The organism is Streptomyces sp. NPDC086147 (genome assembly GCF_040702165.1).
Lineage (GTDB): Bacteria > Actinomycetota > Actinomycetes > Streptomycetales > Streptomycetaceae > Streptomyces.
This window is the reverse complement of record NZ_JBFBJO010000002.1, coordinates 311190-333580: the sequence shown is the minus strand read 5'-3', so window position 1 is coordinate 333580 and position 22391 is coordinate 311190. Positions and strand designations below refer to the sequence as shown.

Sequence of the window (22391 nt, the reverse complement as noted above, 5' to 3'; positions counted from 1 at the left end):
TCCCTCATGAGGTGGGAAGATGCGACGTCGGAGACAGGATCGCGGACGGCCGCGCGGCCGCGCACGGTCCCTCACCGAATTTCACCCTCATCCCCCCCATCCCTCGTCCCCTGCGGAAGGACCGGCCCCGGCGGTGACTGACAACCAGAACCTCCTCGCGGAGCAGCGGCGCGCCCTGATCCTCGACGAGGTCCGGCGGCGCGGCGGTGTACGGGTCAACGAACTGACCCGCCGTCTGAGCGTCTCGGACATGACGATCCGCCGCGACCTGGACGCGCTGGCCCGGCAGGGCGTGCTGTCGAAGGTGCACGGCGGGGCCGTTCCGGTGGTCGAGGCGAGCACCCACGAGCCGGGTTTCGAGGCCAAGTCGGTGCTCGAACCGAGCGCCAAGGACGAGATCGCGCGGGCGGCGGCGGCGCTGGTGACGCCGGGCATGGCGCTCGCCCTGTCGGGCGGGACGACGACCTACGCGCTGGCGCGGCACCTGCTCGACGTGCCGGACCTGACGGTGGTGACCAACTCGGTGCGGGTCGCGGACGTGTTCCACGAGGCGGTGCGGGCCGGCGAGGCGCGGCGCGGGGCGGCGACGGTCGTCCTGACGGGCGGGGTGCGCACGCCGTCCGACGCGCTGGTGGGGCCGGTGGCGGACCGGGCGATCCGCTCGCTCCACTTCGACCTGCTCTTCCTCGGGGTGCACGGCGTCTCGGTGGAGGCCGGTCTGTCGACTCCGAACCTGGCGGAGGCCGAGACCAACACCTGTCTGATGCGTTCGGCGCGCCGGGTGGTGGTGGTCGCCGACCACACCAAGTGGGGGACGGTGGGCCTGAGTTCGTTCGCCTCCTTGGACGAGGTGGACACGTGGGTGACGGACGGGGGCCTGTCCGGGGGGACGCGGGCGGAGGTCGCGGAGCACGTGCCGGGGCTCGTGGTGGCGGGCGAGGAGCGGGCGTGAGCCCCTTCCAGGTCGAGCGGACCGTGCTGTCGGCGCCGGAGGAGGTGTGGCGGCGGCTCACGGACTGGCCGGCGCACGGGCGGCTGGTGCCGCTGACCCGGACGAGGATCCTGACGCCGGGGCCGAACGGCGTGGGCACCCGGTTCACCGCCCGGACCGGGATCGGCCGTCTGGCGTTCGACGACCCGATGGAGGTCGTGCGCTGGGAGCCCCCGGCGCCGGGCCGTCCCGGCGCGTGCCGCCTGGAGAAGCACGGCCGTGTCGTGCGGGGTTGGGCGCTGATCGAGGTGGCGGAGGCGCCCGGCGGCGGCTGCCGGGTGGTGTGGACGGAGGAGCTGGCGGTACGGGGTCTGCCGAGGGCCTTCGATCCGGTCCTGGCGCGGGCGGGACGGGTGGTGTTCGGGCGGGCGCTGGACGGGCTGCTGCGGAGGGGCTGAGTCTCCGGGCCCTCGCGGGGCCGGTCCCCGGCGTGGTGTTCGCCTCGCCCGCGTCCGCACCCTGTGCTGTCGACAGCGTGTCGGTTAAGGTGCCCTTTCCGCCCGCGTCCCCCGGAGGTCCGGTCCATGGCACGCCGACTGAGGCCGGTGGAGGTCGACTTCACCGCGTCCGCGCCCGTCCGCCTGGTGTTCACGGCGGCGCTAGCCGCCCCGCCCGCGGCCGTCTACCGGTCCCTGGCCGTGGAGGTGGGGAGCACGCCCTCGTGGTTCACCGCGCTCGTCTCCGCCGTCCCGACGGGTGACGGGGCGGGCCGCAGCGTCCGGCTGCGGGGCGGGATCGTCCTGGAGGAGACGATCCTGGCGGCCGAGCCCGGGGTCCGCTACGCCTACCGGGTGGACACGACGAACGCCCCCGGCGTGACGGCCGTGGCGGAGGAGTGGGCCCTCTCCCCCGCCGGGCGGGGGACGTCGCTGCGGTGGACGATGGCCGCCGACGGCCCGGCCCCGTTCCGCCTCGCGCTGCGGCTCGCGCGGCCGGGCCTCGGACGGTCCTTCCGGGGCGCGGCGCGGCGCCTCGACCGGCGGCTCACTCCGGCCAGGACCCCGTCGCCAGGAAGCTCTCGATAGCGGCGGCGTACGGGGCGATGTCGAGGCCCTGGGCGGCCAGCCAGTCGTCGGAGTAGTACTTGTCGAGGTAGCGGTCGCCGGGGTCGCAGAGCAGGGTGACGACGCTTCCGGTGCGTCCCTGCCCGACCATCTCGGCCACGATCTTGAAGGCGCTCCACAGGCCGGTGCCGGTGGAGCCGCCCGCCTTGCGGCCGATGGCCGTCTCCAGGGCGCGGACGGCGGCGACGCTCGCCGCGTCGGGGACCTTCATCATCCGGTCGACGGCCCCGGGCACGAAGCTCGGCTCCATGCGGGGGCGGCCGATGCCCTCGATGCGGGAGCCGCAGTCGGCGGTGGCGTGCGGGTCGTGGTGGGTCCAGCCGTCGAAGAAACAGGAGTTCTCGGGGTCGGCGACACAGATCCGGGTGTCGTGCTGCATGTAGTGCACGTAGCGGGCGATGGTCGCCGAGGTGCCGCCGGTGCCCGCGGTGGCCACGATCCAGGTCGGCTCCGGGTACCGCTCCAGGCGGAGCTGCTGGTACATCGACTCGGCGATGTTGTTGTTGCCGCGCCAGTCGGTGGCCCGCTCCGCGTAGGTGAACTGGTCCATGTAGTGGCCGCCGGTGCGCTCGGCGAGGGCGGCGGACTCCTCGTACAGGGTGCGCGAGTCGTCGACGAAGTGGCAGCGCCCGCCGTGGAACTCGATGAGCCGACACTTCTCGGGGCTGGTCGTGCGGGGCATGACGGCGATGAACGGGACGCCGATGAGCTTCGCGAAGTACGCCTCGGAGACGGCGGTCGAGCCGCTGGAGGCCTCGATGACGGGCTTGTCCGGGCGAATCCAGCCGTTGCACAGGCCGTACAGGAAGAGGGAGCGGGCGAGCCGGTGCTTGAGGCTGCCGGTGGGGTGGGTGGACTCGTCCTTGAGGTAGAGGTCGATGCCCCACCGCTCGGGCAGCGGGAAGCGCAGCAGGTGGGTGTCGGCCGAGCGGTTGGCGTCGGCCTGGACCTTGCGGACGGCCTCCTTGAGCCAGGCCCGGTAGGCGGGGTCGCTGCGGTCGACGTCGACGGTCGGCGTGGCGGTGGCGACGCCCCCGGCGCCGGGGGCCGAACCGTTCTGCGCACTGTGCTCGGTGGTGCTCATCCGCGCTTCTCCTCGATCGCTTCCCCGGGGGCGCTCCCCCGGGTGCTCCACTGCCGACAATACCGCTCTCACCTGGGCAAACGTTCCCTTTGAGCTTCCATAGGGAAGACTTGCGAAAGGGTGTGCGAAAGGGGCCGCGCGAGGGCCACTGGTGCGGTCGCGGACGGCCCGGCACACTGGGAGCGGCGGCCCGGGGGAAACGGGCGGGAAGGGGCGGATCGGCATGCGGGAACCGGAGTTCAGCGCCAGGGGCGTGGAGATCAACCGCTGGCTGCGCTCGCTGACGCGCGCGGGCGAGGTGCGGATCGAGGACGGGCGGCTCGCCCTGCTCACCAGTTACGGCAGCGAGATCGACAGCGCGCCGGTGACGGCGGTGCGGGCGGGGCGCCCGTGGTTCGCCGGGCCGGACGAGGCGGTGGCGACCGTGAACGGCACCCGGTACCGGCTGACGCTGCACCGGAAGGACCGGGACGGCGGCGGCACGGCGGACTCCGGGGAGGCCGGAAAGTCCGAGGAGCCCGGGAATCCCGGGGAGTCGAAGGAGGCGTCGGGGCGCTTCCTCGCCGCGCTCGAACGGGCGGCGCGACGGCGCTGACGCCCGGGATGCGCGGGGCTTCCTGACCTGGCACGGTTCGCCGTGAGTTGCGGGACGGTCACCACTGGCCCACGCTGGAATCACCTCACCGAGGGTTGACAGGTGGTGACGCTACGTCGTGGTCATCACCCCACTGGACCGCACGAGAGATCCGAACCTTCGTCTTCTTCCGGACTACTTCGGGGAGTCGCAGCCGTGATCAGCGAACCGAGCAGGTACTACGCGGTGGAGCTCCAGGCCCTGCCGCAGCGGATCGGACAGGTCCGCAGGATTGTCTCGGCGCATCTGCGCCACTGGCATCTCGACGCCCTGGTCGACCATGCCCTGCTGGGAGTCACCGAGCTCCTGACCAACGTCCATCGACACGCCCGGCCGGACAAGCGGTGCACCGTGGAGATCGAGCTGCTGCTCGACCGCCTCACGGTCTCCGTCAGGGACCACGACCCGCGCCCGCCGCGGACCGAAGGCCCGTTCGGCGACCCGGCCGACGGATCCCCCGACGGTCTCGCGACCTCCGGCCGGGGCCTCGTCCTCGTCGGCGCGGTCAGCGAGAGCTGGGGCGTCCGGCCGTGCGGGGACGACGGGAAGGTCGTGTGGTTCACCCTCGCGGCGCCGCCCGCGGGCACTCCCGTCGGGACGCGCGAGGAGGCCGTGTACGGCGCCGCGACCGAGGGTCCCTTCACCGGCTACGAGCGGGTGCCCGCCGTGCCCCTCGGCACCCCGGCCGAACCGGTCCTGAGCCCCGCCCCCGCGGTGGCCGCCGCCCGACCGGCCCTGGCGGGCCGGGCGGGCTGAGGAACCCGGGCCGGCGGGGGCGGGCACCTCCGGGTGTTCCACCTGTCGGAGCCGGGGCGGGCGGAGTCCGGGCAGGTGGAGTCCCGGGCTCAGGCCACGGCGACCAGGGTCAGATAGGCGATGCCGAGGACGCCCCGGTAGCCGTTCAGCCAGCCGGATCGCTGCCGGTCGACGCGCTCGCGCGTCTCGGCGGCGAGCGGGTGGCCGGGGTTCGCGGCGAGCCAGACCTCCGTGTCGTAGCGGTAGCCGGACTCGAACTCCTCCCACTCCTCGGCGCTCGCCGTCTCGATCCACGCGGGACGGAACCCGGCCGTGATCGCGAGGTCGACGAGGGCGCCGAGGGAGAGGTGGTCGTCGGCACGGGCGCCGGGCCACATGCCGGCCAGTTCGGTCTCGGTGGGGGTGCGCTCCCAGAAGCCCTCGCCCAGGACGACGCGGCCGCCGGGCCGGACGAGCCGGCGCAGTTCGCGCAGGGCGGCGGCGGGGTCGTGGGGCAGGTCGGGGTCGCAGAGCGCCTGACTGGAACCGAGGCAGAGGATCGCGTCGACGGGGCCCCGCTCGGTGCCGAGCGCCGACTCCTCGACGAAGACCACGCGGTCGGCGAGTCCGCGCTCCTCGGCGAGGGCGCGGCCGCGCGCCAGGTCCTCGGCGTCGATGTCGATCCCGGTCCCCTCGGACCCGGGAGCCGCTTCGAGGAGGCGCAGGAGCAACTCGCCCCAGCCGCAGCCGATGTCGAGCGCGTCGGCGGGCCCGGCGGCGGCGAGCCGCCCCAGGATGCGGGCGGCACGCGCCTCGGAGAGCGGCCCGTGGAAGGTGAGGCTGCCGAGGCGCGGGGGAAGTGCGGAGTCGGAAGAGGTCATGGGGCGGAACGGTACGTCGTACGGCGGGACGGTCCCACCGGTTTTCGGCGGGGGCAGGCGGGGGGGGCCGGGAGGGCGGAGGCCCGATCACGGCGGAAGGCCCGTCGCGGCCGGGAGGAAGACCGGTTCCGGTCGGGCGGAAGCCCGGTTCCGCGCCTAGCCTGGGAAGGATGTACACCACGCGCGTGTCCCGCCACGTCGACGCCCCGCCCCTGGCCGTCTACCGGACGCTCCTCGACCCGGAGGCCGTCCCGCGCTGGCGGGTGCCGTACGGCATGACCTGCCGGGTGCACGAGTTCGACGCGCGGGAGGGGGGCGCGTTCCGGGTCTCGCTGCGGTACGAGGGGGAGGACGGCGCCGGGAAGTCGGGGCCGCGCACGGACACGTACCACGGCCGCTTCGTAGAGCTGGTGCCGGACGAACGGGTCGTCGAGGTCGTCGAGTTCGAGACGGAGGACCCGCTGCTGCACGGCGCCATGACCCTGACGACGACCCTGGTCCCGGACGGCGGCGGCACGGAGGTCCTGGTCGTCCACGAGGGCGTCCCAGACGCGGTCCCCGCCGCCGACAACGAGACCGGCACCCGGACGGCCCTGGACCGGCTGGCGGCGTTGCTGGAAGGACGCCCGGAGTAGTCGCGGGCCGGGCGGCTCAGACCGGTTCGCGGGAGAGGGCCGCCAGGGGGTCGTCCAGGACCGGCTGCCAGGCAAGTTCGGCGGCGCCCACGAGGCTGTTGTGGTCCAGGGTGCAGGGGAGGATCGGCACGCCGCCGCTGCGGCCCCAGAGGCTGCGGTCGGCGACGACCGCGCGGAGGCGCTCGGGGTCGGCGTCGAGAAGTTCGCGGTGGAGGCCGCCGAGGATGATCCGGTCCGGGTTGAGGATGTTCACCAGACCGGCGAGGCCGAGTCCGAGGCGGTCGATCAGCTCGCCCACGGCGACCCGGACGCCGGGGTCGTCCGGAGCGGTGCGCAGCAGGTCGCGGGACTGCTGGAGCAGCGAGACCTCGGGGCCGGGGACGCGGCCCGCGGCCGTGAGGAAGGCGAGCGGGTCGGTCTCGACGTCGAGGCAGCCCCGGCCGCCGCAGTGGCACGGGCGGCCCTCCGGGTTCACCGTCAGGTGGCCGACCTCCAGGGCGAGGCCCGCGCTGCCGGTGTGCAGGCGTCCGTCGAGGACGAGCGCGCCGCCGACGCCCCGGTGGCCGGTGGCGACGCAGAGCAGGTCCCGGGCGCCGCGCCCCGCGCCGTGGCGGTGCTCGGCGAGGGCGGCGAGGTTCACGTCGTTGCCGGTGAAGGCGGGGCCCTCGATGCCGGCCTCCCGCACCCGCTCGGCGAAGATCTGCCGGACCTGCGCCCCGGCGGGCCAGGCGAGGTGGAGCGGGTTGAGGGCGGTGCCCTCGGGCTCGGCGACCGCGGAGGGCACGGCGAGGCCGGCGCCGACGCAGCGGCGGCCGCTCTCCGCGAGGAGGGCCGCTCCGGCGTCGACCACGGCGCCGAGGACCTGGGCGGGGTCGGCGGAGACGACGACGCTGCCGGGGGCCGTGGCGACGATCGTGCCGCCGAGGCCGACGAGCGCGGCCCGGAAGCCGTCCGGGTGGACCTGCGCGGCGAGGGCGACGGGGCCCTTCTCGTCGACGGCGAGCCGGTGCGAGGGGCGGCCCTGGGAGCCCGCCGCGGCACCGGGGTTGGAGTCGACCCTGATGAGGCCGAGGGCCTCCAGCTCGGCGGCGACGGCCCCGGCGGTGGCGCGGGTGACGCCGAGTTCGGCGGTGAGGACGGCCCGGGTCGGCGCCCTGCCGGTGTGCACCAGCTCAAGCGCGGGGCCGAGCGCGTTGCGCCCCCTGTCCAGCCGTGTCCGGGTCGTCGTCGCCTTGCCGTTCATGGGGGCGAGTCTCCCATGATCGGACGGCGCCCCCGACCTCGCGGCCCGGTTGATTCCCCCGCCCCTCGCCCCTATCCTGAATTTGTGCCGCTACTAAACAAAGTACGGACGGCCGCATCGGGGGGCCCCGGCGGAGACACCGCCGCCCGCTCCCTGTCCCGCCTCCGCTCCGCCCTGACCCTCTTCTTCGCGCTCGACGGCTTCCTGTTCGCCGGCTGGGTGGTCCGCATCCCCGCCGTCAAGGAGCAGACCGGCGCCTCCGCCGGGGACCTCGGCCTCGCGCTCCTCGGGGTGTCGGCCGGCGCCGTGGTGACCATGACGCTGACCGGGCGGCTCTGCCGCCGGTACGGCTCCCACGCCGTCACCGTCGCCACCGCCGTCCTCCTCTCGCTCTCCGTCGCCCTTCCCGCGCTCACTCGCTCCCCGCTCTCCCTCGGCCTCGTCCTGCTCGTCTTCGGGGCCGCGTACGGCGGGATCAACGTGGCCATGAACAGCGCCGCCGTGGACGTCGTGACCGCGCTGCGGCGCCCCGTGATGCCGGGCTTCCACGCCGCGTTCAGCCTCGGCGGCATGCTGGGGGCCGGACTCGGCGGGCTGCTCGCCGGCGGCCTCTCCCCCACCGCCCACCTCCTCGGCCTCACGCTCGTCGGCCTGGCCCTGACGGCCGCCGCCGGACCCGTGCTCCTGCGCCACCCCTCCCCCGCCCCGCCCGAGGCCCTTCCGGCGCGGTCCGCCGCGACCGCCGCCCCCGGCGCGCGGCCGGGCGCCCAGCGCCGCACGGTCCTGCTCTTCGGGGCGATCGCGCTCTGCACGGCGTACGGCGAGGGCGCGCTCGCCGACTGGGGCGCCCTGCACCTCACCCAGGACCTGCACGCCCATCCCGGGGTGGCCGCCGCCGGGTACTCCGTGTTCGCGCTGACCATGACCGTCGGCCGGCTCTCCGGCACCGCGCTGCTCGAACGCCTCGGCCAGACCCGCACCCTGGTCGCGGGCGGCGCGACCGCCGCCGCGGGCATGCTGCTGGGCGCGCTCGCGCCGACCGTCTGGGCCGCGCTCCTCGGCTTCGCCGTGACCGGTCTCGGCCTCGCCAACATCTTCCCCGTCGCCGTGGCCCGCGCCGGCGCGATCGCCGGCCCCGGCGGGGTGGCGACCGCGTCCACCCTCGGGTACGGCGGGATGCTGCTGGGCCCGCCCTCGATCGGCTTCCTCGCCGACTGGTTCTCCCTTCCGGCCGCGCTCACCACGGTCGCGGTGCTCGCCGCCGGGGCCGCGGTGATGGGCTACCTGGCCCGGGGCACCGGGGCCCGGGGCGGCACCGGGGCCGTGGAGGGAAACGGGCCCGCGGACGGCGGGCGGCCCGCTCAGGGCAGGGTCACCACCGTCGCCGCGTACGAGAGCCCCGCGCCGTAGCCGAGCAGCAGGGCCAGGTCGCCCGAGCGGGCCGCGCCGGTGTCGAGCAGGGCGTCCATGGCCAGCGGGACGGAGGCGCCCGAGGTGTTGCCGCTGGTGACCACGTCGCGGGCGACGGCGACCTCGGGCGGGAGGCCCAGGGAGGCGGCGAGGGCGTCGATGATGCGGGCGTTCGCCTGGTGCGGGATGAAGGCGCCCAGGTCGGAGGGGGTCACCCCGGAGGCGGCCAGGGCCTCGCGGGCGACCTCGGCCATCTCGTACACCGCCCAGCGGTAGACCTTCTGGCCCTCCTGGCGGAGGGCGGGCCAGCGCGGCGCGGGGTCGTCGCGCAGGGCGTTCCAGGGGACGGTCTGGGCGATGGCCCCGGCCTGGGAGCCGTCGGCGCCCCAGACGACGGGGCCGACGCCCGGCACGGGGGCGGGGCCGAGGACCACCGCTCCCGCGCCGTCACCGAAGATGAAGGCCGTGGAGCGGTCCTCCAGGTCCAGCAGGTCGGTCATCCGCTCCGCGCCCACCACCAGGACGTGTCCGCCCCGGCTGCGGACCGCGTCGGCGGCGAGGGCGACGCCGTGGACGAAGCCCGCGCAGCCGGCGGAGACGTCGAAGGCGGCCGCGCGGACGGCCCCGATCCGGTGGGCGACCTCCGTGGCCGCCGCCGGCGTCTGGCGCAGGTGCGTGAAGGTCGCCAGGACGACGCAGTCGACGGCCTCGGGGTCGACTCCCGCCGTCGCGAGCGCCTTGGCGGAGGCGGCCTCGGCCATGTCGGTCAGGGATTCGCCGGGACCGGCCCAGCGCCGGGTGACGATGCCGGTGCGGGACCGGATCCACTCGTCGGACGAGTCGATGTACCGGGCCGCCTCCTCGTTGGTGACGATGCGTCGCGGCCGGTAGGAGCCCACGCCCAGGATCCTGGCGCCCGGTGCTCCGGTCGGTGAGGTGATCCGTGCCGTCATGAGTGCCCCTCCGGGTGGGACGGACGCGCGGCGGGTTACGCCGGCGTCACGGACATCGGGTGGCGGAAGTAGTTCGACGGGTCGTACGCCTTCTTCACCCGCTGCAGACGCGGGTGGTTGCCCTTGTAGTAGAGGGTCTGCCAGGGGATGCCCGAGGTGTTGACGGCGGGGTCCGCCATGTCGTTGTCGGGGTAGTTGATGTAGCAGCCGTCCGTCTGGCCGTCGAGGCCGGGCACTCCCCCGGTGGCGGCGTGCACCTGGGCGTACAGACCACGCAGCCAGCCCTGGTGGGCCGCGTCCTCGGCGGGGTTGGTCCAGAAGGTCTGGTAGAGCATCTTCACCACGGAGCTGCGCTGCGGGATCGCGGTGGCGTCCGGGGCGACCGCGTTGACCTGCCCGCCGAAGGAGAACAGGATCAGCATCGCGCGCGGGTTGCGGTACGCGGTCGTGGTCATCGACGCGTACAGGGCGTCCAGCTGGGCGTCGGTGAAGGCGGTCCGCACGTACGCCGACTTGTGCGCGCCGCGCAGGGTCGGGTCGTTGAGGACCGGGTTGATGGTGGCGACCATCGTGGTCTGCTGGAGCCAGGGCAGGGTGCGGGCCGGGGCGCGGACGGTGGTGACGCCGTCGAGGACCGCGTTCAGGTAGGCGTCGAGCCTCGCCTGCGCGTCGGGCAGGTCCGCGTCGATCTGGGTGACCAGGTTCAGGGCGGCGCTCGCGCTGGTGTAGACGTTGAGGATGGAGCCGAGCTCCTTGTACGGGGAGTCCGGCGCGCTGTTCTGCTCGTGCCAGGTGCTGAAGTTCTTGAGCAGGCGGGTGAACGAGGTCCGGTCGAGCGCGGACCAGGGGATGGCCTGGAGGTGGCTGAGGACCCGGGCGGGCGGGGCGGGCAGCTGGGTGGCGGCCGGGGCGGTGCGGGTGCTGCCCGGGGAGCGCAGCCAGTAGCGGGTGACGATGCCGAAGTTGCCGCCGCCGCCACCGGTGTGGGCCCACCACAGGTCGCGGTGCGGGGAGGAGGCGTCGCGGGTGGCCTTGACGATCCGGGTCGTGCCGGCGGCGTCGACGGTGACGACCTCGACGCCGTACAGGTGGTCGACGACCAGTCCGTCGCGGCGGGAGAGCACGCCGTAGCCGCCGCCCGCGATGTGGCCGCCGGCGCCGACGCCGTAGCAGACGCCGCCGGGGAGGGTGACGCCCCAGCCCTTGTAGAGCTTCTCGTAGACGGGCAGGAGGCGGGCGCCGGGTTCGACGGCGAAGGCCTTCATCGTGTCGTCGTAGCCGACGCAGGTCATCTCCGAGAGGTCGAGGATGACGTCGACGTCCGGCCGGCAGACGAAGTCGGCGAAGCAGTGGCCGCCGCTGCGGACCGAGACCCGCTTGCCGGCCCGGAAGGCCTCGCCCAGGGCCGCGGCGGCGTCGGCGGCGGAGCGGATCATCTTGACGTACTGCGGCCGGGCGACGAACCGCTGGTTGTTGCCGGTGGTCAGGTGCGGGTAGCGCGGGTCGGCCGGGAGGACCTTGTCCCCGGTCGGCGACGCGGTGGTCGCCCGTGCGGCGGGGGCGCCGGCCACGACGCCGCCGGCCAGTGCGGAGGCCGTGACGGCGGCCCCCCGTATCAGGGATCTTCGGTCGAGTGCTGTCATCGGTGGGACTCCTCGGGGCGCTTCGGAAGGGTGTGGGGGCCGCGACGGGGCCCGGCCCGGAGGCCGGGCCCCGTCGCGGAGCGGGTCAGGACTTCGGCGTGGGGCCGTTGCCGAGGGACGAGGCGCCGCTGACGTCGATCACCTGGCCGGAGACCCAGCCGGCCGCGTCGGAGGCGAGGAAGCCGGCCAGGCCCGCCACGTCGGCGGGGGTGCCGGTGCGCCCGAAGGCGGACCAGCTCTCGGCGGCGGCCCGCATCTGCGGGTGGGCGAGCCACGGGTTGAAGTCGGTGTCGATGATGCCGGGGGCAATGGCGTTGACCGTGATCCCGCGCGGGGCGAGGGCCTCGGCCAGGGTGAGGGTGAGGGTGTTCACCGCGCCCTTGGTCATCGAGTACGCCAGTACGTTGGGCATGGCGATGCGGGTCGTCGCGCTGGAGACGTTGATGATCCGGCCGCCGTCGCGCAGCTTGTCCAGGCCCTCCTGGATGACGAAGAGCGGCGACTTCACGTTGACGGCGAGCAGCCGGTCGAAGTCGTCCTCCTTGATGGCGCCGATGGGGGCGAGCAGGCCCGCGCCGGCGTTGTTCACGAGGATGTCGACGCCGTCGGCGTGACGGGTGAACTCGGACCACAGGGCGGCCGCGTCGCCCGCGACGCCCAGCTCCGCCTGGAGGGTGAACGCCTCGCCGCCGGCGGCCTCGATCGCGCCCACCACCTCCTTGGCCTCGGCCTCGCTGCGGTGGTAGTGGACGCCGACCCGGGCGCCGTCCGCCGCGAGGCGCTCCGCGACCGCGCGTCCGATGCCCTTGCTCGCGCCCGTGACCAGCGCGACCTTGCCCGACAGTGTGCTCATCGAGCAACTCCCTTGTTTGTGTGGTGTGTACGGAATTTCGGAAGGTGGTTCAGGGGGTGGGGGGCGGGCCCCGCGAGGACCGGCCCGCCCGCGTCCGGTGCGGCGGTCACGGCTTCGCCTCCGCCGCCCGGGGGCGGGGGATCGCGAGGCAGACCGCCGCGGCGACCAGGGACAGCGCGAGCGTCACCCACCAGCCGAGCCGGAAGGAGCCGGTGCCGCCGCCCGCCAGGACCGGCACCAGGAGCGCGACGCCGAGGACCGCGCCGACCTGGCGGGCCATCGTCACGACGGCGGAGCCCGTGGAGAAGCTCGTGGGCGGCAGCGCCGAGACGGCCGCGCCCACCAGGGTGGGCACCGTCAGGCCCACCCCGACGCCGGTGAGCAGCATGCCGGGCAGCAGCCCCGTCACGTACCGGGGATCGGTGTCCAGGGCGAGGACCCACCAGCCGATGCCGAGGGCGAACACCACCGCGCCGGCGGCCGCGACCGCGCCGGCGCCCCAGCGCCGGGTGAGCGGGCCGGCCCCGATGGCGAGGAACGGCACCATCAGCGGCCCGGGGGCGATGGCGAGTCCGGTGGCCAGCGGTGACCAGTGCCAGACGTCCTGCGCCCACAGCACGGCCGAGAGCAGCATCATCGCGAAGGCGACCGCGAACACCAGGTTGGCCAGGGTCGCGGGCGACACGGCCGGCAGCCGCAGCAGGCCGAGCGGCAGCACCGGGGCGGGGTGCCGGGCCGACCGCACGACGAAGACGACGAGGGCCAGGACGGCGGCCGCGAGGCAGCCGAGCACCCGTCCCGAGGTCCAGCCCCAGTCCTCGCTGCGGATCACGCCCAGGGAGAGCAGCGCGATGCCGGCGGTGAGCAGCCCGGCGCCGAGCAGGTCCGGACGGGCGGCGGTCGCGCGGCCCGGGGTCGGCGGGACGGCCCGCAGGCCGACCGCCCAGGCCGCCGCGCCGATCGGCACGTTGACGAGGAAGATCCAGCGCCAGTCGAGCTGGGTGAGCAGTCCGCCGGCGAGCGGGCCGAAGGCGGCGGCGAGCCCGCTGATCGCGCTCCAGAGGCGGACGGAGGCGATCCGCCGCTCCGGGGGCGCCACGGTCAGCAGGATGCCGAGCGAGGACGGGATGAGCAGGCCGGCGCCGACGGCCTGCACGACCCGGGCGGCGACCAGCGTCCACACGGAGGCGGCGAGGGCGCACGCGATCGAGGCGAGCACGAAGACGGCGAGGCCCCACAGGTACGCGCGGCGCGGCCCGATCCGGTCGGCGAGCGCTCCGGCCGGGATGAGGGAGGCCGCGTAGACCACGGCGTACGCGTTGAGGATCCACGACAGCGTGGCCAGGGACGTGCCGCCGTAGTGGGCGCCCACGTCGGGCAGGGCGACGTTGACGATGAAGACGTCCAGGTTGGACATCGCCACGCCGGACGACACGACGCCGAGGACCACGCCGAACCTGGTGGCCTGGCGGGGGGCGGTGAGGGACATGGGGGTCTCCGGGCTCGTTCTCGGTGGTGCCTGCGTCAGCCGGTGGTGACCGGCAGCCGGTCGTGTCCGCGCTGGACGATCTGGTCGCGGAAGCCGGGGCTGCCGACGACCTTCAGGCCGGGCAGGCGGCGCAGCAGCAGGGGGATCGCCGTCTCGGCGGTGAGCCGGGCCAGGGCCGCGCCGAGGCAGTAGTGGGCGCCGGCGCTGAAGGTCAGCTGCTTCTGGTTGCCCTCGCGGTCGGGGTCGAAGCGGTGGGGGTCCGCGAACCGCTTCGGGTCGCGGTTGCCGGCCGCGACGAGGAGGGTGACGGCGCTGCCCCGGACGACCTTCTCGCCGAAGAACTCCAGGTCCTCGCTGGCCACCCGGTTCAGGGCGTGCACGGGCGGGTCCCAGCGCAGCACCTCCTCCAGGTAGCGGTCGACGAAGCGGGGCTCGCCGGTGAGGCGCCGGGCCAGGTCCGCGTCGCCGACGGCGATCCGGACCGCGTTGCCGAGCAGGTCCTGGGGCGCCTCGCTGCCCGCCACGATCACCGCCATGATGTTGGCGATCAGGTCCTCCTCGGTGAGGTCGCTGCCGTCGAGGGCGCGGATGAAGGCGCTGGTGAGGTCGGGACCGGGCGCGGCGCGGCGGGTGGCGACGAGGTCGGTGACGTACGCGGCGAGCTCCTCCATGGCGGCGTCGCCGGGAGCCAGCTGGGCGAGGTCGCCGACGGGGTCCATGGAGGTGGTGATGGCGGCGATGATCGGGTGCAGGCCGGGCAGGTCCGCCTCGGGAATCGCGAGCAGCTCGCCGAGGACGGCGATGGGGAGCCGGTAGGTGAACTCCTCGACCAGGTCGACCTCGGCGCCACCGGCCCCGAGCTCCTCGACGTGCCGGACGGCGTCGTCGGCGAGGCGCTCGACCATGGGGGCGAAGGCGGCGACGCTGTGGGCGGAGAAGGCGCTGGAGAAGAAGCGGCGCATCCGCTCGTGGTCGGGTTCGTTGCTGAACAGCATGTTCCTGGTGAGCCACACCCAGGAGGAGTGCTCGCGCCAGCCGGGCATGCGCAGGTCCTGCATGGCCGCGTCGGTCTGGAGCAGGACAGGGTGGCGCAGGGCCTTCGAGATCTGCTCGTGGCCGACGGCGAGCAGGTGCGTCTCGCCGAGCCTGACCAGGTCGCCGTGGGCCCGTAACTCCTCGTAGAGGGGATAGGGGTTCTGCTTGCCCTCGAAGGAGAGCAGCCGGATCATCACGTCCAGCGGCTCGGCCAGGGTCGGGGTCTCGGTCACTGCTGCTCCTGGGGGTGGGCGGGGGCGGGCGGGGTCGGGGCGCATCGGTGGGGGGTGGCGGGCTGACGGGCGGCGGTCCGGCCGCCCGTCGTTCAGAGCTGTTCCATCACGAAGTCCGCCTTGGTGGCGCCGCACTCGGGGCAGACCCAGTCCTCGGGGACGTCCTCCCAGCGGGTGCCGGGCGGTATCCCCTCCTCCGGCACGCCCAGCGCCTCGTAGTAGACCCAGCCGCACAGCAGGCACATCCAGGCGCGGCGGGCGGTGCGGACGCTCGTGTCGCTCATGTGCTCACTTCTCCGTTGCTCACTTCTCCGTCGCTCACTTCTCCGTCAGGGGGGTCACGGCGGCGCGTTCGGCCACGAAGCCGGTGATCAGGGCCTGGACCCCGGGGTCGCTGAGGATCCCGATGTGGCCGACGCCGCGCACGGTCTCCAGGCGGGCCCCGGGCAGGGCCCGGGCGATCGCCTCGGCGTCGGCGTACGGGACCCAGGTGTCGGCGGGGTCGTGGACGGCGAGGACCGGGCAGCGCAGGGACGCCCCCCGGGCGACGGCGTCCCAGTGGGAGACCGGGACGCCGTTGCGCCGGTGGAGCTCCGCGTAGACGCGCGCGCGGGCGGCGGGCCCGATCCGCATCCCGGCGCCGTCCCACCGGTCGAGCACGCCGCTCAGGGTGTGGGTGGGCGCGACCAGGACCAGGGCCTCCGGCTCCTCGCCGCGCAGGGCGAGCCCGCTGACCGCCGCGACGGCGCCGAGCGAGTGGGCGACGACCACCCGGACCCCGCCCAGGCTCTCCAGGACGGCCGCGACCGCCCGGGAGTACTGGGTCATGGTGGCCTGGGAGCCGGGCCACACCCCGTGCGCCGGCGCGTCGAACGCGGCGACGGTGAAGCCGAGTCCGCGCAGCGGGCCGACGAAGGAGTGCATGCTGCTGCTGTCGGACGCCCAGCCGTGCACCAACAGGGCGGTGGGGTTCCCGTCGCCGGGCTCCCCCCACACGTACCCCCCGGTGACGTCCGGGGAGCCGTCCACCGTGAACCGCTGCGCGCCCAGCGGCAGGACGTTGTCGGGGCGCAGGCCCAGCGCCCGGGTGTCGCTGAACACGTCGGTCGCCCAGCGCGCGGCGGCGCCCGGGGCGAGCGCGGTCAGGATCCCGTGGGCGGCGCCGCGCACGGCTCGGCGCCCGGTCACCGACCGGCCTCGGCGAGCGGGGGCCCGGAGGTCGGGTCGGACGGGGCCGGCGGCACCTTGGTGCCCGACAGCTCCTGGTAGTAGCCCGACTCGGTGTCGTAGAAGTGCAGGTGGCGGACGATGCTCCACATCTGCCGGAAGGTGAAGCGCTCCTCGCGCACCATCCCCGGGTACCGGTCCTTCAGCGCCTGCTGCGCCTTCGGGAGGTGGTAGAAGGGGATCACCGGGGCCACGTGGTGGGCGGTGTGGATCGAGATGTTGTGGGTGAGGAAGAGCAGCCACTTCGGGTAGACGTAGTCCGTCGTGACCAGGAGCCGGCTGGCGTTGCGGGTCCAGTGCTCGGCCGTCAGGTACGGGATGTCGCTGGCGCTGTGGTGCATCAGGGTCGTGGCGCTGAACCAGGCGTGGGTCGCGATCCAGGGCGCCACGAAGTACAGCAGCACTCCCTGCCAGCCGGTGAAGTAGCCGAGCGCGCCGAAGTACGGGACCCCCAGGGCCGCGACGAAGAGGATGGAGCGCCGTACGTCGCGGCGGTGGGACTCCTTGGGGAAGAAGCCGGGCCGGAAGCCGGACTCCACCCAGTAGTTGATGGTGCCGCCCCAGAACGCCCAGGTGCGGGTGGAGAGGTAGACCAGCTTCTGGCGGAGCGGCATGCGCTTGAACATGCCGGCCGGCAGGGGGCGCCAGTCGGTGTCCAGCTCCAGGTGGTTGGTGCTGGAGTGGTGCATGTTGTGGACGTGTCGCCAGGCGTGGAAGGGGTAGGCGAGCGGCAGCAGGGAGAGGTGCCCGACGGCCGTGTTCAGCCGCCGGTTGCGGGAGAACGAGCCGTGCCCCGCGTCGTGCGCGATGCAGTGCAGGCCCCAGCCGCCGAGGCCCGCCAGGAGCCAGAGCGGGACCCAGAACGCCCAGTGGGTGAAGGCGACGGCGACGGTGGCGCCGCCGTAGAGCAGCCAGCTCACCGCGAAGCCGAGCAGTCCGCGCGAGACCTTCGGCTCGAAGTACTCCTTGGGGACGGCGTTCTGGAGTCGCTCGCCCTCGATCGCGGCGGACTGGGCGAGGAACTTCGCGAACTGGTCGTCCGGCGCGGTGGGAAAGTCGAATGCACCCATGCCGAGTTCCTCCTAGACGGCCTGCTCCGGGAGCCGGAGCTCCTTGGCCAGGTAGCCGCTGAGATCGTCGATGGTCTGGTACTCGTAGAGCAGCCCCGGAGAGAGGCGCCGCTCGACGACCTTCTCCAGCGCGCCGGAGACCTGGACGGCGACTCTGGAGTCGAGTCCGTACGACTCGAAGGTGAGCGAGGTGTCGATCTTGTCCTTGGCGACCTTGAGGTGGTCGGCGAGGTAGTCGACGAGCCAGTCGCGCAGGGCGGCCCGGGTGAGCGGGCCGGCCGGCTTGGCGATCTTCTTCTTGAACACGCTGACTACTCCGTCTTGTCGGTGGAGCCGGCGGCCGCCAGGGCCCGCGCCTGCTCGCGCTTCTTCTCGATCTGCTCCTTGCTGGGCTCGCGCAGGTCCTTGACCACGCCGAGCTTGCCGAGGCCGGCGAGCATCCAGCCGCTGAGGTCCGGCTCCAGCCAGGTGACGCCGTGCCGGTACGAGCCGGGGAAGGCGTGGTGGTTGTTCTGGAGGCCCTCGCCGAAGGTCAGGAGGGCGACGGTCCAGTTGTTGGCGCTCTTGTCCTCGTTGTCGAAGGGGCGGCGGCCCACCGCGTGGCAGACGGAGCCGACCATCCAGGCGGCCTGGTTGGCGAGGAAGATCCGGGCGAGGCCGCCGAAGACGATGCCGGTGAGCAGGGACATCGCGGTCTGCTCGACGGCGAACCCGACCAGGCCGGGCAGGATCGTGCCGCCGATCACCCAGACCGGGTAGGTGCGGTGGTAGTACATCAGGCGGCGGCTGCGCAGCACGTCGGGCGCGAAGACCGACCACTTGGAGTTCTCGTCGCTGAGCATCCAGGGCATGTGGGCGTACCACAGGCCGTGCAGGCGCTGCTTGAAGGTGCGGCCGTGCAGGTTCGGCGAGTGGGGGTCGCCCTCCTGGTCGCTGAAGCGGTGGTGCCGGCGGTGGGTGGTGACCCACCACATGACGGGGCCCTGGGCGCCCATCGAGGCGGTGATCATCATGACCCCCTCGAAGACGGGGCCGGTCTTGAAGGCCTTGTGCGCGAGGTAGCGGTGGAAGCCCACCGTGATGCCGAACATGTGGACGAAGTACATGGCTCCGAAGAGCCAGAGGTCGGTGGCGGTGAAGTTCCCGGTGACCAGGAACCAGGCGGCCGCGGCGGTGCCCATCAGGGGCAGGGTCATGGTGGTCAGCGCCGAGAACCGCTTGGTCCGGAGGCTGATCGGGTCCAGCCGGACGATGGCGTTCGCCAGCGCGGCTGAGGAGGCCGTGGCGGTGGACATCAGCTCGCTCCTTTTCGACTCGCGGATTTTCGTTCCGGGTTGCGTGCGGAGGTGCGTGCGGGGTTCCGTTCCGGTGTGCGGTCCGGGTCCCGGCTCTGTTCGCGGACCGGTGCGCGGCGCGTCTTCCGGTCGGGGTAGCGCACGTCGTCGACCAGGCCGATCGCGTCCAGCAGCCGGATGACGGTGCCGGTCGGGTCGAACTGCCAGAACCCGTGCCGGTTGTGCGCGAGGGAGGGCCGCGCGTGGTGGTTGTTGTGCCAGGCGCCGCCGACCGAGATCGGCACCAGCGGGGGCACGTTGCGGCTGCGGTCGCGGGTGGAGTAGGGCCGGTTGCCCAGGGTGTGGCCGAGGGAGTTGACCGCCCAGGTGACGTGGTCGAGCAGGAAGATCCGTACGAGCCCGCCCCACAGGAGGCCGCCGACGGCGCCGCGCGCGCTTCCGGTGAGCAGCCAGCCGAGCAGCGCGGGCAGCGCGAGGCCGAGCAGGACCCACACCAGGTAGTACTGGTTGAGGCGCATCACGAGCCGGTCGCGGACCAGGTCGGGCACGCGCTTGGCCCAGTTCTGCCGGCGGACCTTGAACAGCCAGCCCACGTGCCCGTGCCACAGGCCGCGCAGCGTGGCCCAGCGGTCGTCGCCGAGCGGACGGGGCGAGTGCGGGTCGCCGTCGCGGTCGGTGAAGGCGTGGTGCGTGCGGTGGGTGGCCACCCAGAAGAGCACCGGGCCCTGGGCCGCCATGCTGCCCGCGATCCCCCACAGCGTGGTCACCACCGGCTTCGCGGAGAACGAGCGGTGGGAGAAGAAGCGGTGGAAGCCGCCCTCGACGCCGAGCGAGGTGATCGCGTACATGCCGGCGAGCAGTCCGAAGTCCACCCAGGTGAAGCCGTACGCGGCCGCGAACCAGACCGCGGCGAGCACGCCGAGGGCCGGGACGCCGACCGTGACGTACGCGAAGCGGCGCGCGGCGGCGTCGATCTCGCCCTCCTCCGGCACCGCGTCGGGGAGGTCCGGGTCCGTGTCGGGGGCGTGTAACGCGGCGTCGCGTCCGGCCATCACGCGACCTCGCTTCCGGCCGGGACGGCGAACCGCTTGAGCGTGCCGTCGAGGTAGGCGGTCCTGGTCGCCCTGCGGCGGACCTTTCCGCTGGTGGTCATGAGGACGGTGCCGGGCGGGCCGAAGCGGAGGACGGCGGGGCTCACCCCGTGGTCGGCGGTGACGGCCGCGGTGACCTCGGCGCGCAGGGCGGCCTCCTCGGCGGCGAACCGGCCGGAGGTGCCGCGGTACTCGGCGACGACCACGATCTGCTCCTCCACCGAGTCCGGCACGCCGGCCTCCTCGCCCGACACGGAGAACACGGCCGAGCGGCGCAGGGCGCCGTGGCAGCGCTCGACGGAGGCCTCGACGTCCTGCGGGTGGAGGTTCCGGCCGCTGACGACGATGACGTCCTTGAGGCGTCCGGTGACGAACAGTTCGCCGTCGAGGACGAAGCCGAGGTCGCCGGTGCGCAGGAAGCCCGGCCCCCCGTCCGTACGGCCGGCCGGGCGGGCGCCGAAGACGGTCTCGCTCAGTTCGGGGCGGCGCCAGTAGCCCCGGGCCACGCTCGGTCCGGACACCCAGACCTCGCCGATCCGGCCGTCCGGGAGGACGTTCGCGGTGTCCGGGTCGACCACGAGCACCTCGTGGCCGACGGCGAAGACGCCGCAGGAGACGGCCTCGACGGCGGTGGGGGCGCCGGCGGGGACGCGTACGGCCGTGCCGGTCGCGAGGGCGTCCTTGTCGAGGAGTTCGCGCCGGACGGCGCCGCTCGCGGTCGGCTTGCCGGTGACGAACAGGGTCGCCTCGGCCAGGCCGTAACAGGGGATGATCGAGGCGGCGTCGTAGCCGCGCGGGGCGAACCGCTCGCGGAAGCGCTCCAGCGTCGTCGCGGAGACGGGTTCGCTGCCGCAGAACACCTGGCGCAGCGCGGACAGGTCGAGGGTGTCCAGGGCGTCGTCGGGGATCTGCGTGGTGGCCAGCTCGAAGGCGAAGTTGGGGCCGACGGTGATGGTGACCCGGTAGTCGGTGAGGGCCTTCAGCCAGCGGTAGGGGTCCTGGACGAAGTGCACCGGCGAGAGCATGACCAGGGGCCAGCCGCCGTGCAGGGCCAGCATGATCGTGCCCATCAGGCCCATGTCGTGGTACGGCGGGAGCCAGGAGCAGCCGATCCGGTCGGGCTCCATGCCCATGTGGGCTTCCAGGACGCGGCAGTTGCTGACCAGGTTCTCGTGGGTGAGGACGATGCCCTTGGGGTCGCCGGTCGATCCGGAGGAGTACTGGAGGAGCGCGGGGTCCGCGAGGACGAGCGGCGGGGCCTCGGCGGCGGGGTCCTCGGTGAAGAGGGAGGTGTCGGGGAAGACCCACCTCGGGCGGTCGACGCCCTCGGGGTAGCGGGTCTCGAAGTCCTCGACGTGCGGGGCGAAGCGTCCGTCGGTGAGGACGGCCTGCGGGGCGCAGTCGACGACGATGGAGAGGAAGCGGGCTGTGGCGCGGCGCCCGAAGGGCGGGAAGGAGGGGACCGCGGTGCAGCCCGCCCGTAATATCCCCAGTAATCCGGCCACGTAGTCCAGTCCGGGGTCGAGCGCGAGGACCACCCGGCCGCCCGTCAGGCCGAGGCGGGTGAGTTCGCGGGCGACCGCGCGGGAGCGCAGTTCGAGGTCGCGGTAGGTCCAGTCGACCGGGTGGTCGGTGGTGCCGTCCGGCAGGAAGCGGAAGGCCAGGGCGTCGGGGTGGGCCTCGGCGCGGGCGGTCAGGATCTCCGGGAGCGACAGATCGCCCGGAGGGCTTGCGAAGGGTTCCATCGAGGACAACGGCCTTTCTGAATCGGTCTGGTCGCTCATGGACGTCTCGACGGCACGCCGGTAGCCCGGGAGCCGGGGCGGCCTCCGGAGAGGTCGTCCCGGCCTCGGATCCCGCCGTCGCGGGGCCGCTCCCGGAGCCGGGGTCGGCCGCCGCGGCAGGTCCTCCCGGCCTCGGTTTCAGCCGTCACGGCAGGCCCTCCGCCGGCCCCGGGGTCAGCCGCCGCGGACCATCCGCAGTTGCTGGGCGGAGCCCAGGTGCGTGCCGTCCGGGCCCCAGGCGTCGATCCACTCCGAGGACCAGCCGGAGGGGCCGGCCTGCCGGGTCGTGGCCCGGAGCAGCAGCCAGGGCGAGGACGCCTTGGCCAGGCCCGCGCCGGGCCGGACCGTGATCTCCACGGTCGGCACGAACGCGAGCGTCGAGAGCACCGCGGAGTAGGAGGGGGCGAGCGCGTCCATCAGGAGGACGAAGCGCGGGGCGTCGGGCGGGAGGTCGTCCTCGACCAGCCTGACCCAGGCCACCAGCTCGGCCTCCTGCCCGCCCGCGTAGGGGCGCGAGGAACCCACCGGCCTGATCTCCATGCTCGTCGAGATCGGCACGAATTCTTTCGGAATGGCGAATTTCTCGCACTCTTCGGGACCGGGAACCTCCGGAATGGGAAATTCCACGACCGGCCAGGAAACATCGCCGGATTCACCCGCGAAGACCGCCCACGAGTCGAGCAGTGTGCCCCGCTCGGACTCGATGCGTCCGGATACGGTCGAACTCGAACGGCCGGTGTGACCCGGCGCGGTCACGACCCGGAACGGGGAGTCGATCGACCGCCCGAACCGGCCCGTGACGCTGACGAGTTCACGTTCTCCGGCATGCTCGCGCATGGCCTCCGCGACGAGGCCGAGGGCCAGGCCGCCGTGCAGTCCACCGAAACCCTTGAGGTGTTCGGGAACGTCCGTGTATCCGGTGTGTAAATTGCGCAGAAACTTTCCCGGACCGACCTCTTCGGCCATGCCGCCCATCCCGTCCTTCGTGTTTTTCTGCATGTCCCGGCACTTTAGAGGTTCGGGCACCGCGACTTCCACCGG

Annotated in this window: 23 protein-coding genes; 7 read left to right on the top strand and 16 right to left on the bottom strand. The window is 73.8% G+C overall.

The window, feature by feature from the left end; translation table 11 throughout:
- Window positions 1-133: 133 nt before the first annotated feature.
- From AB0398_RS06405 to AB0398_RS06395, 3 genes are all read left to right on the top strand, one after another.
- Window positions 134-952 (top strand): DeoR/GlpR family DNA-binding transcription regulator, encoded by an 819-nt coding sequence (locus AB0398_RS06405; RefSeq protein ID WP_366372706.1) that lies wholly within the window; start codon window positions 134-136, stop codon window positions 950-952.
- Entirely contained in the window at window positions 949-1389 is a 441-nt protein-coding gene (locus AB0398_RS06400) for an SRPBCC family protein (RefSeq protein ID WP_366372705.1), read from the top strand. The genes AB0398_RS06405 and AB0398_RS06400 overlap by 4 nt, the downstream gene beginning before the upstream one ends.
- Before the next feature lie 126 nt (window positions 1390-1515).
- The gene (locus tag AB0398_RS06395) at window positions 1516-2016 is read left to right on the top strand and encodes an SRPBCC family protein (RefSeq protein WP_366372703.1); all 501 of its coding nucleotides are present in this window, start codon (window positions 1516-1518) and stop codon (window positions 2014-2016) included.
- On the opposite strand, the gene AB0398_RS06390 is transcribed toward AB0398_RS06395, so the two are convergent.
- Window positions 1976-3139, bottom strand: a complete 1164-nt coding sequence (locus AB0398_RS06390; RefSeq protein WP_366372702.1) for a PLP-dependent cysteine synthase family protein — start codon at window positions 3137-3139, stop codon at window positions 1976-1978. The two genes, AB0398_RS06395 and AB0398_RS06390, sit on opposite strands and share 41 nt — an antisense overlap.
- Before the next feature lie 223 nt (window positions 3140-3362).
- On the opposite strand from AB0398_RS06390, the gene AB0398_RS06385 reads away from it, so the two are divergent.
- Both AB0398_RS06385 and AB0398_RS06380 read left to right on the top strand, forming a co-directional pair.
- Window positions 3363-3734 (top strand): hypothetical protein, encoded by a 372-nt coding sequence (locus AB0398_RS06385; RefSeq protein ID WP_366372700.1) that lies wholly within the window; start codon window positions 3363-3365, stop codon window positions 3732-3734.
- Between the two features lie 195 nt (window positions 3735-3929).
- The gene (locus tag AB0398_RS06380; protein ID WP_366372699.1) at window positions 3930-4529 is read left to right on the top strand and encodes an ATP-binding protein; all 600 of its coding nucleotides are present in this window, start codon (window positions 3930-3932) and stop codon (window positions 4527-4529) included.
- A gap of 89 nt (window positions 4530-4618) precedes the next feature.
- Here the strand turns inward: AB0398_RS06380 and AB0398_RS06375 are convergent, their stop codons facing one another.
- Complete coding sequence (locus AB0398_RS06375) at window positions 4619-5389, bottom strand: class I SAM-dependent methyltransferase (protein WP_366372698.1); 771 nt, start codon at window positions 5387-5389, stop codon at window positions 4619-4621.
- 170 nt (window positions 5390-5559) lie between these two features.
- Between AB0398_RS06375 and AB0398_RS06370 the strand changes: the two genes are divergently transcribed.
- Window positions 5560-6024, top strand: a complete 465-nt coding sequence (locus tag AB0398_RS06370; protein ID WP_366372697.1) for an SRPBCC domain-containing protein — start codon at window positions 5560-5562, stop codon at window positions 6022-6024.
- A gap of 16 nt (window positions 6025-6040) precedes the next feature.
- Here the strand turns inward: AB0398_RS06370 and AB0398_RS06365 are convergent, their stop codons facing one another.
- Window positions 6041-7267, bottom strand: coding sequence for an ROK family protein (locus AB0398_RS06365; RefSeq protein WP_366372696.1), 1227 nt, complete (start codon window positions 7265-7267; stop codon window positions 6041-6043).
- 84 nt (window positions 7268-7351) lie between these two features.
- Between AB0398_RS06365 and AB0398_RS06360 the strand changes: the two genes are divergently transcribed.
- Window positions 7352-8677, top strand: coding sequence for an MFS transporter (locus tag AB0398_RS06360; RefSeq protein ID WP_366372695.1), 1326 nt, complete (start codon window positions 7352-7354; stop codon window positions 8675-8677).
- Here AB0398_RS06360 and AB0398_RS06355 read toward each other — a convergent pair.
- The 13 genes from AB0398_RS06355 to AB0398_RS06295 form a co-directional block, all read right to left on the bottom strand.
- Window positions 8629-9630 carry a beta-ketoacyl-ACP synthase III gene (locus tag AB0398_RS06355; protein ID WP_366372694.1) on the bottom strand — a complete coding sequence of 334 codons (1002 nt, stop codon included), beginning with the start codon at window positions 9628-9630 and terminating at the stop codon, window positions 8629-8631. The two genes, AB0398_RS06360 and AB0398_RS06355, sit on opposite strands and share 49 nt — an antisense overlap.
- 35 nt (window positions 9631-9665) lie before the next feature.
- Window positions 9666-11273: an FAD-binding protein gene (locus AB0398_RS06350; protein WP_366372693.1), complete on the bottom strand. Its 1608-nt coding sequence runs from the start codon at window positions 11271-11273 to the stop codon at window positions 9666-9668.
- Window positions 11274-11358: 85 nt separating this feature from the next.
- Window positions 11359-12126: an SDR family oxidoreductase gene (locus AB0398_RS06345; protein WP_366372692.1), complete on the bottom strand. Its 768-nt coding sequence runs from the start codon at window positions 12124-12126 to the stop codon at window positions 11359-11361.
- 106 nt (window positions 12127-12232) lie between these two features.
- Entirely contained in the window at window positions 12233-13615 is a 1383-nt protein-coding gene (locus tag AB0398_RS06340) for an MFS transporter (RefSeq protein WP_366372691.1), read from the bottom strand.
- A gap of 35 nt (window positions 13616-13650) precedes the next feature.
- Window positions 13651-14883: a cytochrome P450 gene (locus AB0398_RS06335; protein ID WP_366372690.1), complete on the bottom strand. Its 1233-nt coding sequence runs from the start codon at window positions 14881-14883 to the stop codon at window positions 13651-13653.
- A gap of 92 nt (window positions 14884-14975) precedes the next feature.
- Window positions 14976-15167: a rubredoxin gene (locus AB0398_RS06330; RefSeq protein ID WP_366372689.1), complete on the bottom strand. Its 192-nt coding sequence runs from the start codon at window positions 15165-15167 to the stop codon at window positions 14976-14978.
- A 34-nt stretch (window positions 15168-15201) separates the two neighbouring features.
- On the bottom strand, window positions 15202-16071 hold the full coding sequence (locus AB0398_RS06325) for an alpha/beta hydrolase (protein ID WP_366372688.1): 870 nt from the start codon (window positions 16069-16071) through the stop codon (window positions 15202-15204).
- On the bottom strand, window positions 16068-17180 hold the full coding sequence (locus tag AB0398_RS06320; protein ID WP_366372687.1) for a fatty acid desaturase: 1113 nt from the start codon (window positions 17178-17180) through the stop codon (window positions 16068-16070). Before AB0398_RS06320 ends, AB0398_RS06325 begins: the two co-directional genes overlap by 4 nt.
- A 12-nt stretch (window positions 17181-17192) precedes the next feature.
- Window positions 17193-17486, bottom strand: a complete 294-nt coding sequence (locus AB0398_RS06315; RefSeq protein ID WP_366372686.1) for an acyl carrier protein — start codon at window positions 17484-17486, stop codon at window positions 17193-17195.
- A gap of 5 nt (window positions 17487-17491) precedes the next feature.
- On the bottom strand, window positions 17492-18475 hold the full coding sequence (locus AB0398_RS06310) for an acyl-CoA desaturase (RefSeq protein ID WP_366372685.1): 984 nt from the start codon (window positions 18473-18475) through the stop codon (window positions 17492-17494).
- Window positions 18475-19527, bottom strand: a complete 1053-nt coding sequence (locus AB0398_RS06305; RefSeq protein WP_366372683.1) for an acyl-CoA desaturase — start codon at window positions 19525-19527, stop codon at window positions 18475-18477. The genes AB0398_RS06310 and AB0398_RS06305 overlap by 1 nt, the downstream gene beginning before the upstream one ends.
- Window positions 19527-21311, bottom strand: coding sequence for a fatty acyl-AMP ligase (locus tag AB0398_RS06300; RefSeq protein WP_366372682.1), 1785 nt, complete (start codon window positions 21309-21311; stop codon window positions 19527-19529). The genes AB0398_RS06305 and AB0398_RS06300 overlap by 1 nt, the downstream gene beginning before the upstream one ends.
- Before the next feature lie 213 nt (window positions 21312-21524).
- Window positions 21525-22349, bottom strand: a complete 825-nt coding sequence (locus AB0398_RS06295; RefSeq protein ID WP_366372681.1) for an acyl-CoA thioesterase domain-containing protein — start codon at window positions 22347-22349, stop codon at window positions 21525-21527.
- Between the last annotated feature and the right edge of the window lie 42 nt (window positions 22350-22391).

Excerpts from the sequence above, each read along its gene's own strand:
- AB0398_RS06395 (WP_366372703.1), top strand. The coding sequence starts at position 1,516 with ATGGCACGCCGACTGAGGCCGGTGGAGGTCGACTTCACCGCGTCCGCG.
- AB0398_RS06390 (WP_366372702.1), bottom strand. The coding sequence starts at position 3,139 with ATGAGCACCACCGAGCACAGTGCGCAGAACGGTTCGGCCCCCGGCGCC.
- AB0398_RS06385 (WP_366372700.1), top strand. The coding sequence starts at position 3,363 with ATGCGGGAACCGGAGTTCAGCGCCAGGGGCGTGGAGATCAACCGCTGG.
- AB0398_RS06375 (WP_366372698.1), bottom strand. The coding sequence starts at position 5,389 with ATGACCTCTTCCGACTCCGCACTTCCCCCGCGCCTCGGCAGCCTCACC.
- AB0398_RS06370 (WP_366372697.1), top strand. The coding sequence starts at position 5,560 with ATGTACACCACGCGCGTGTCCCGCCACGTCGACGCCCCGCCCCTGGCC.
- AB0398_RS06365 (WP_366372696.1), bottom strand. The coding sequence starts at position 7,267 with ATGAACGGCAAGGCGACGACGACCCGGACACGGCTGGACAGGGGGCGC.
- AB0398_RS06355 (WP_366372694.1), bottom strand. The coding sequence starts at position 9,630 with ATGACGGCACGGATCACCTCACCGACCGGAGCACCGGGCGCCAGGATC.
- AB0398_RS06350 (WP_366372693.1), bottom strand. The coding sequence starts at position 11,273 with ATGACAGCACTCGACCGAAGATCCCTGATACGGGGGGCCGCCGTCACG.
- AB0398_RS06345 (WP_366372692.1), bottom strand. The coding sequence starts at position 12,126 with ATGAGCACACTGTCGGGCAAGGTCGCGCTGGTCACGGGCGCGAGCAAG.
- AB0398_RS06340 (WP_366372691.1), bottom strand. The coding sequence starts at position 13,615 with ATGTCCCTCACCGCCCCCCGCCAGGCCACCAGGTTCGGCGTGGTCCTC.
- AB0398_RS06330 (WP_366372689.1), bottom strand. The coding sequence starts at position 15,167 with ATGAGCGACACGAGCGTCCGCACCGCCCGCCGCGCCTGGATGTGCCTG.
- AB0398_RS06320 (WP_366372687.1), bottom strand. The coding sequence starts at position 17,180 with ATGGGTGCATTCGACTTTCCCACCGCGCCGGACGACCAGTTCGCGAAG.
- AB0398_RS06310 (WP_366372685.1), bottom strand. The coding sequence starts at position 18,475 with ATGTCCACCGCCACGGCCTCCTCAGCCGCGCTGGCGAACGCCATCGTC.
- AB0398_RS06305 (WP_366372683.1), bottom strand. The coding sequence starts at position 19,527 with ATGGCCGGACGCGACGCCGCGTTACACGCCCCCGACACGGACCCGGAC.
- AB0398_RS06300 (WP_366372682.1), bottom strand. The coding sequence starts at position 21,311 with ATGGAACCCTTCGCAAGCCCTCCGGGCGATCTGTCGCTCCCGGAGATC.
- AB0398_RS06295 (WP_366372681.1), bottom strand. The coding sequence starts at position 22,349 with ATGCAGAAAAACACGAAGGACGGGATGGGCGGCATGGCCGAAGAGGTC.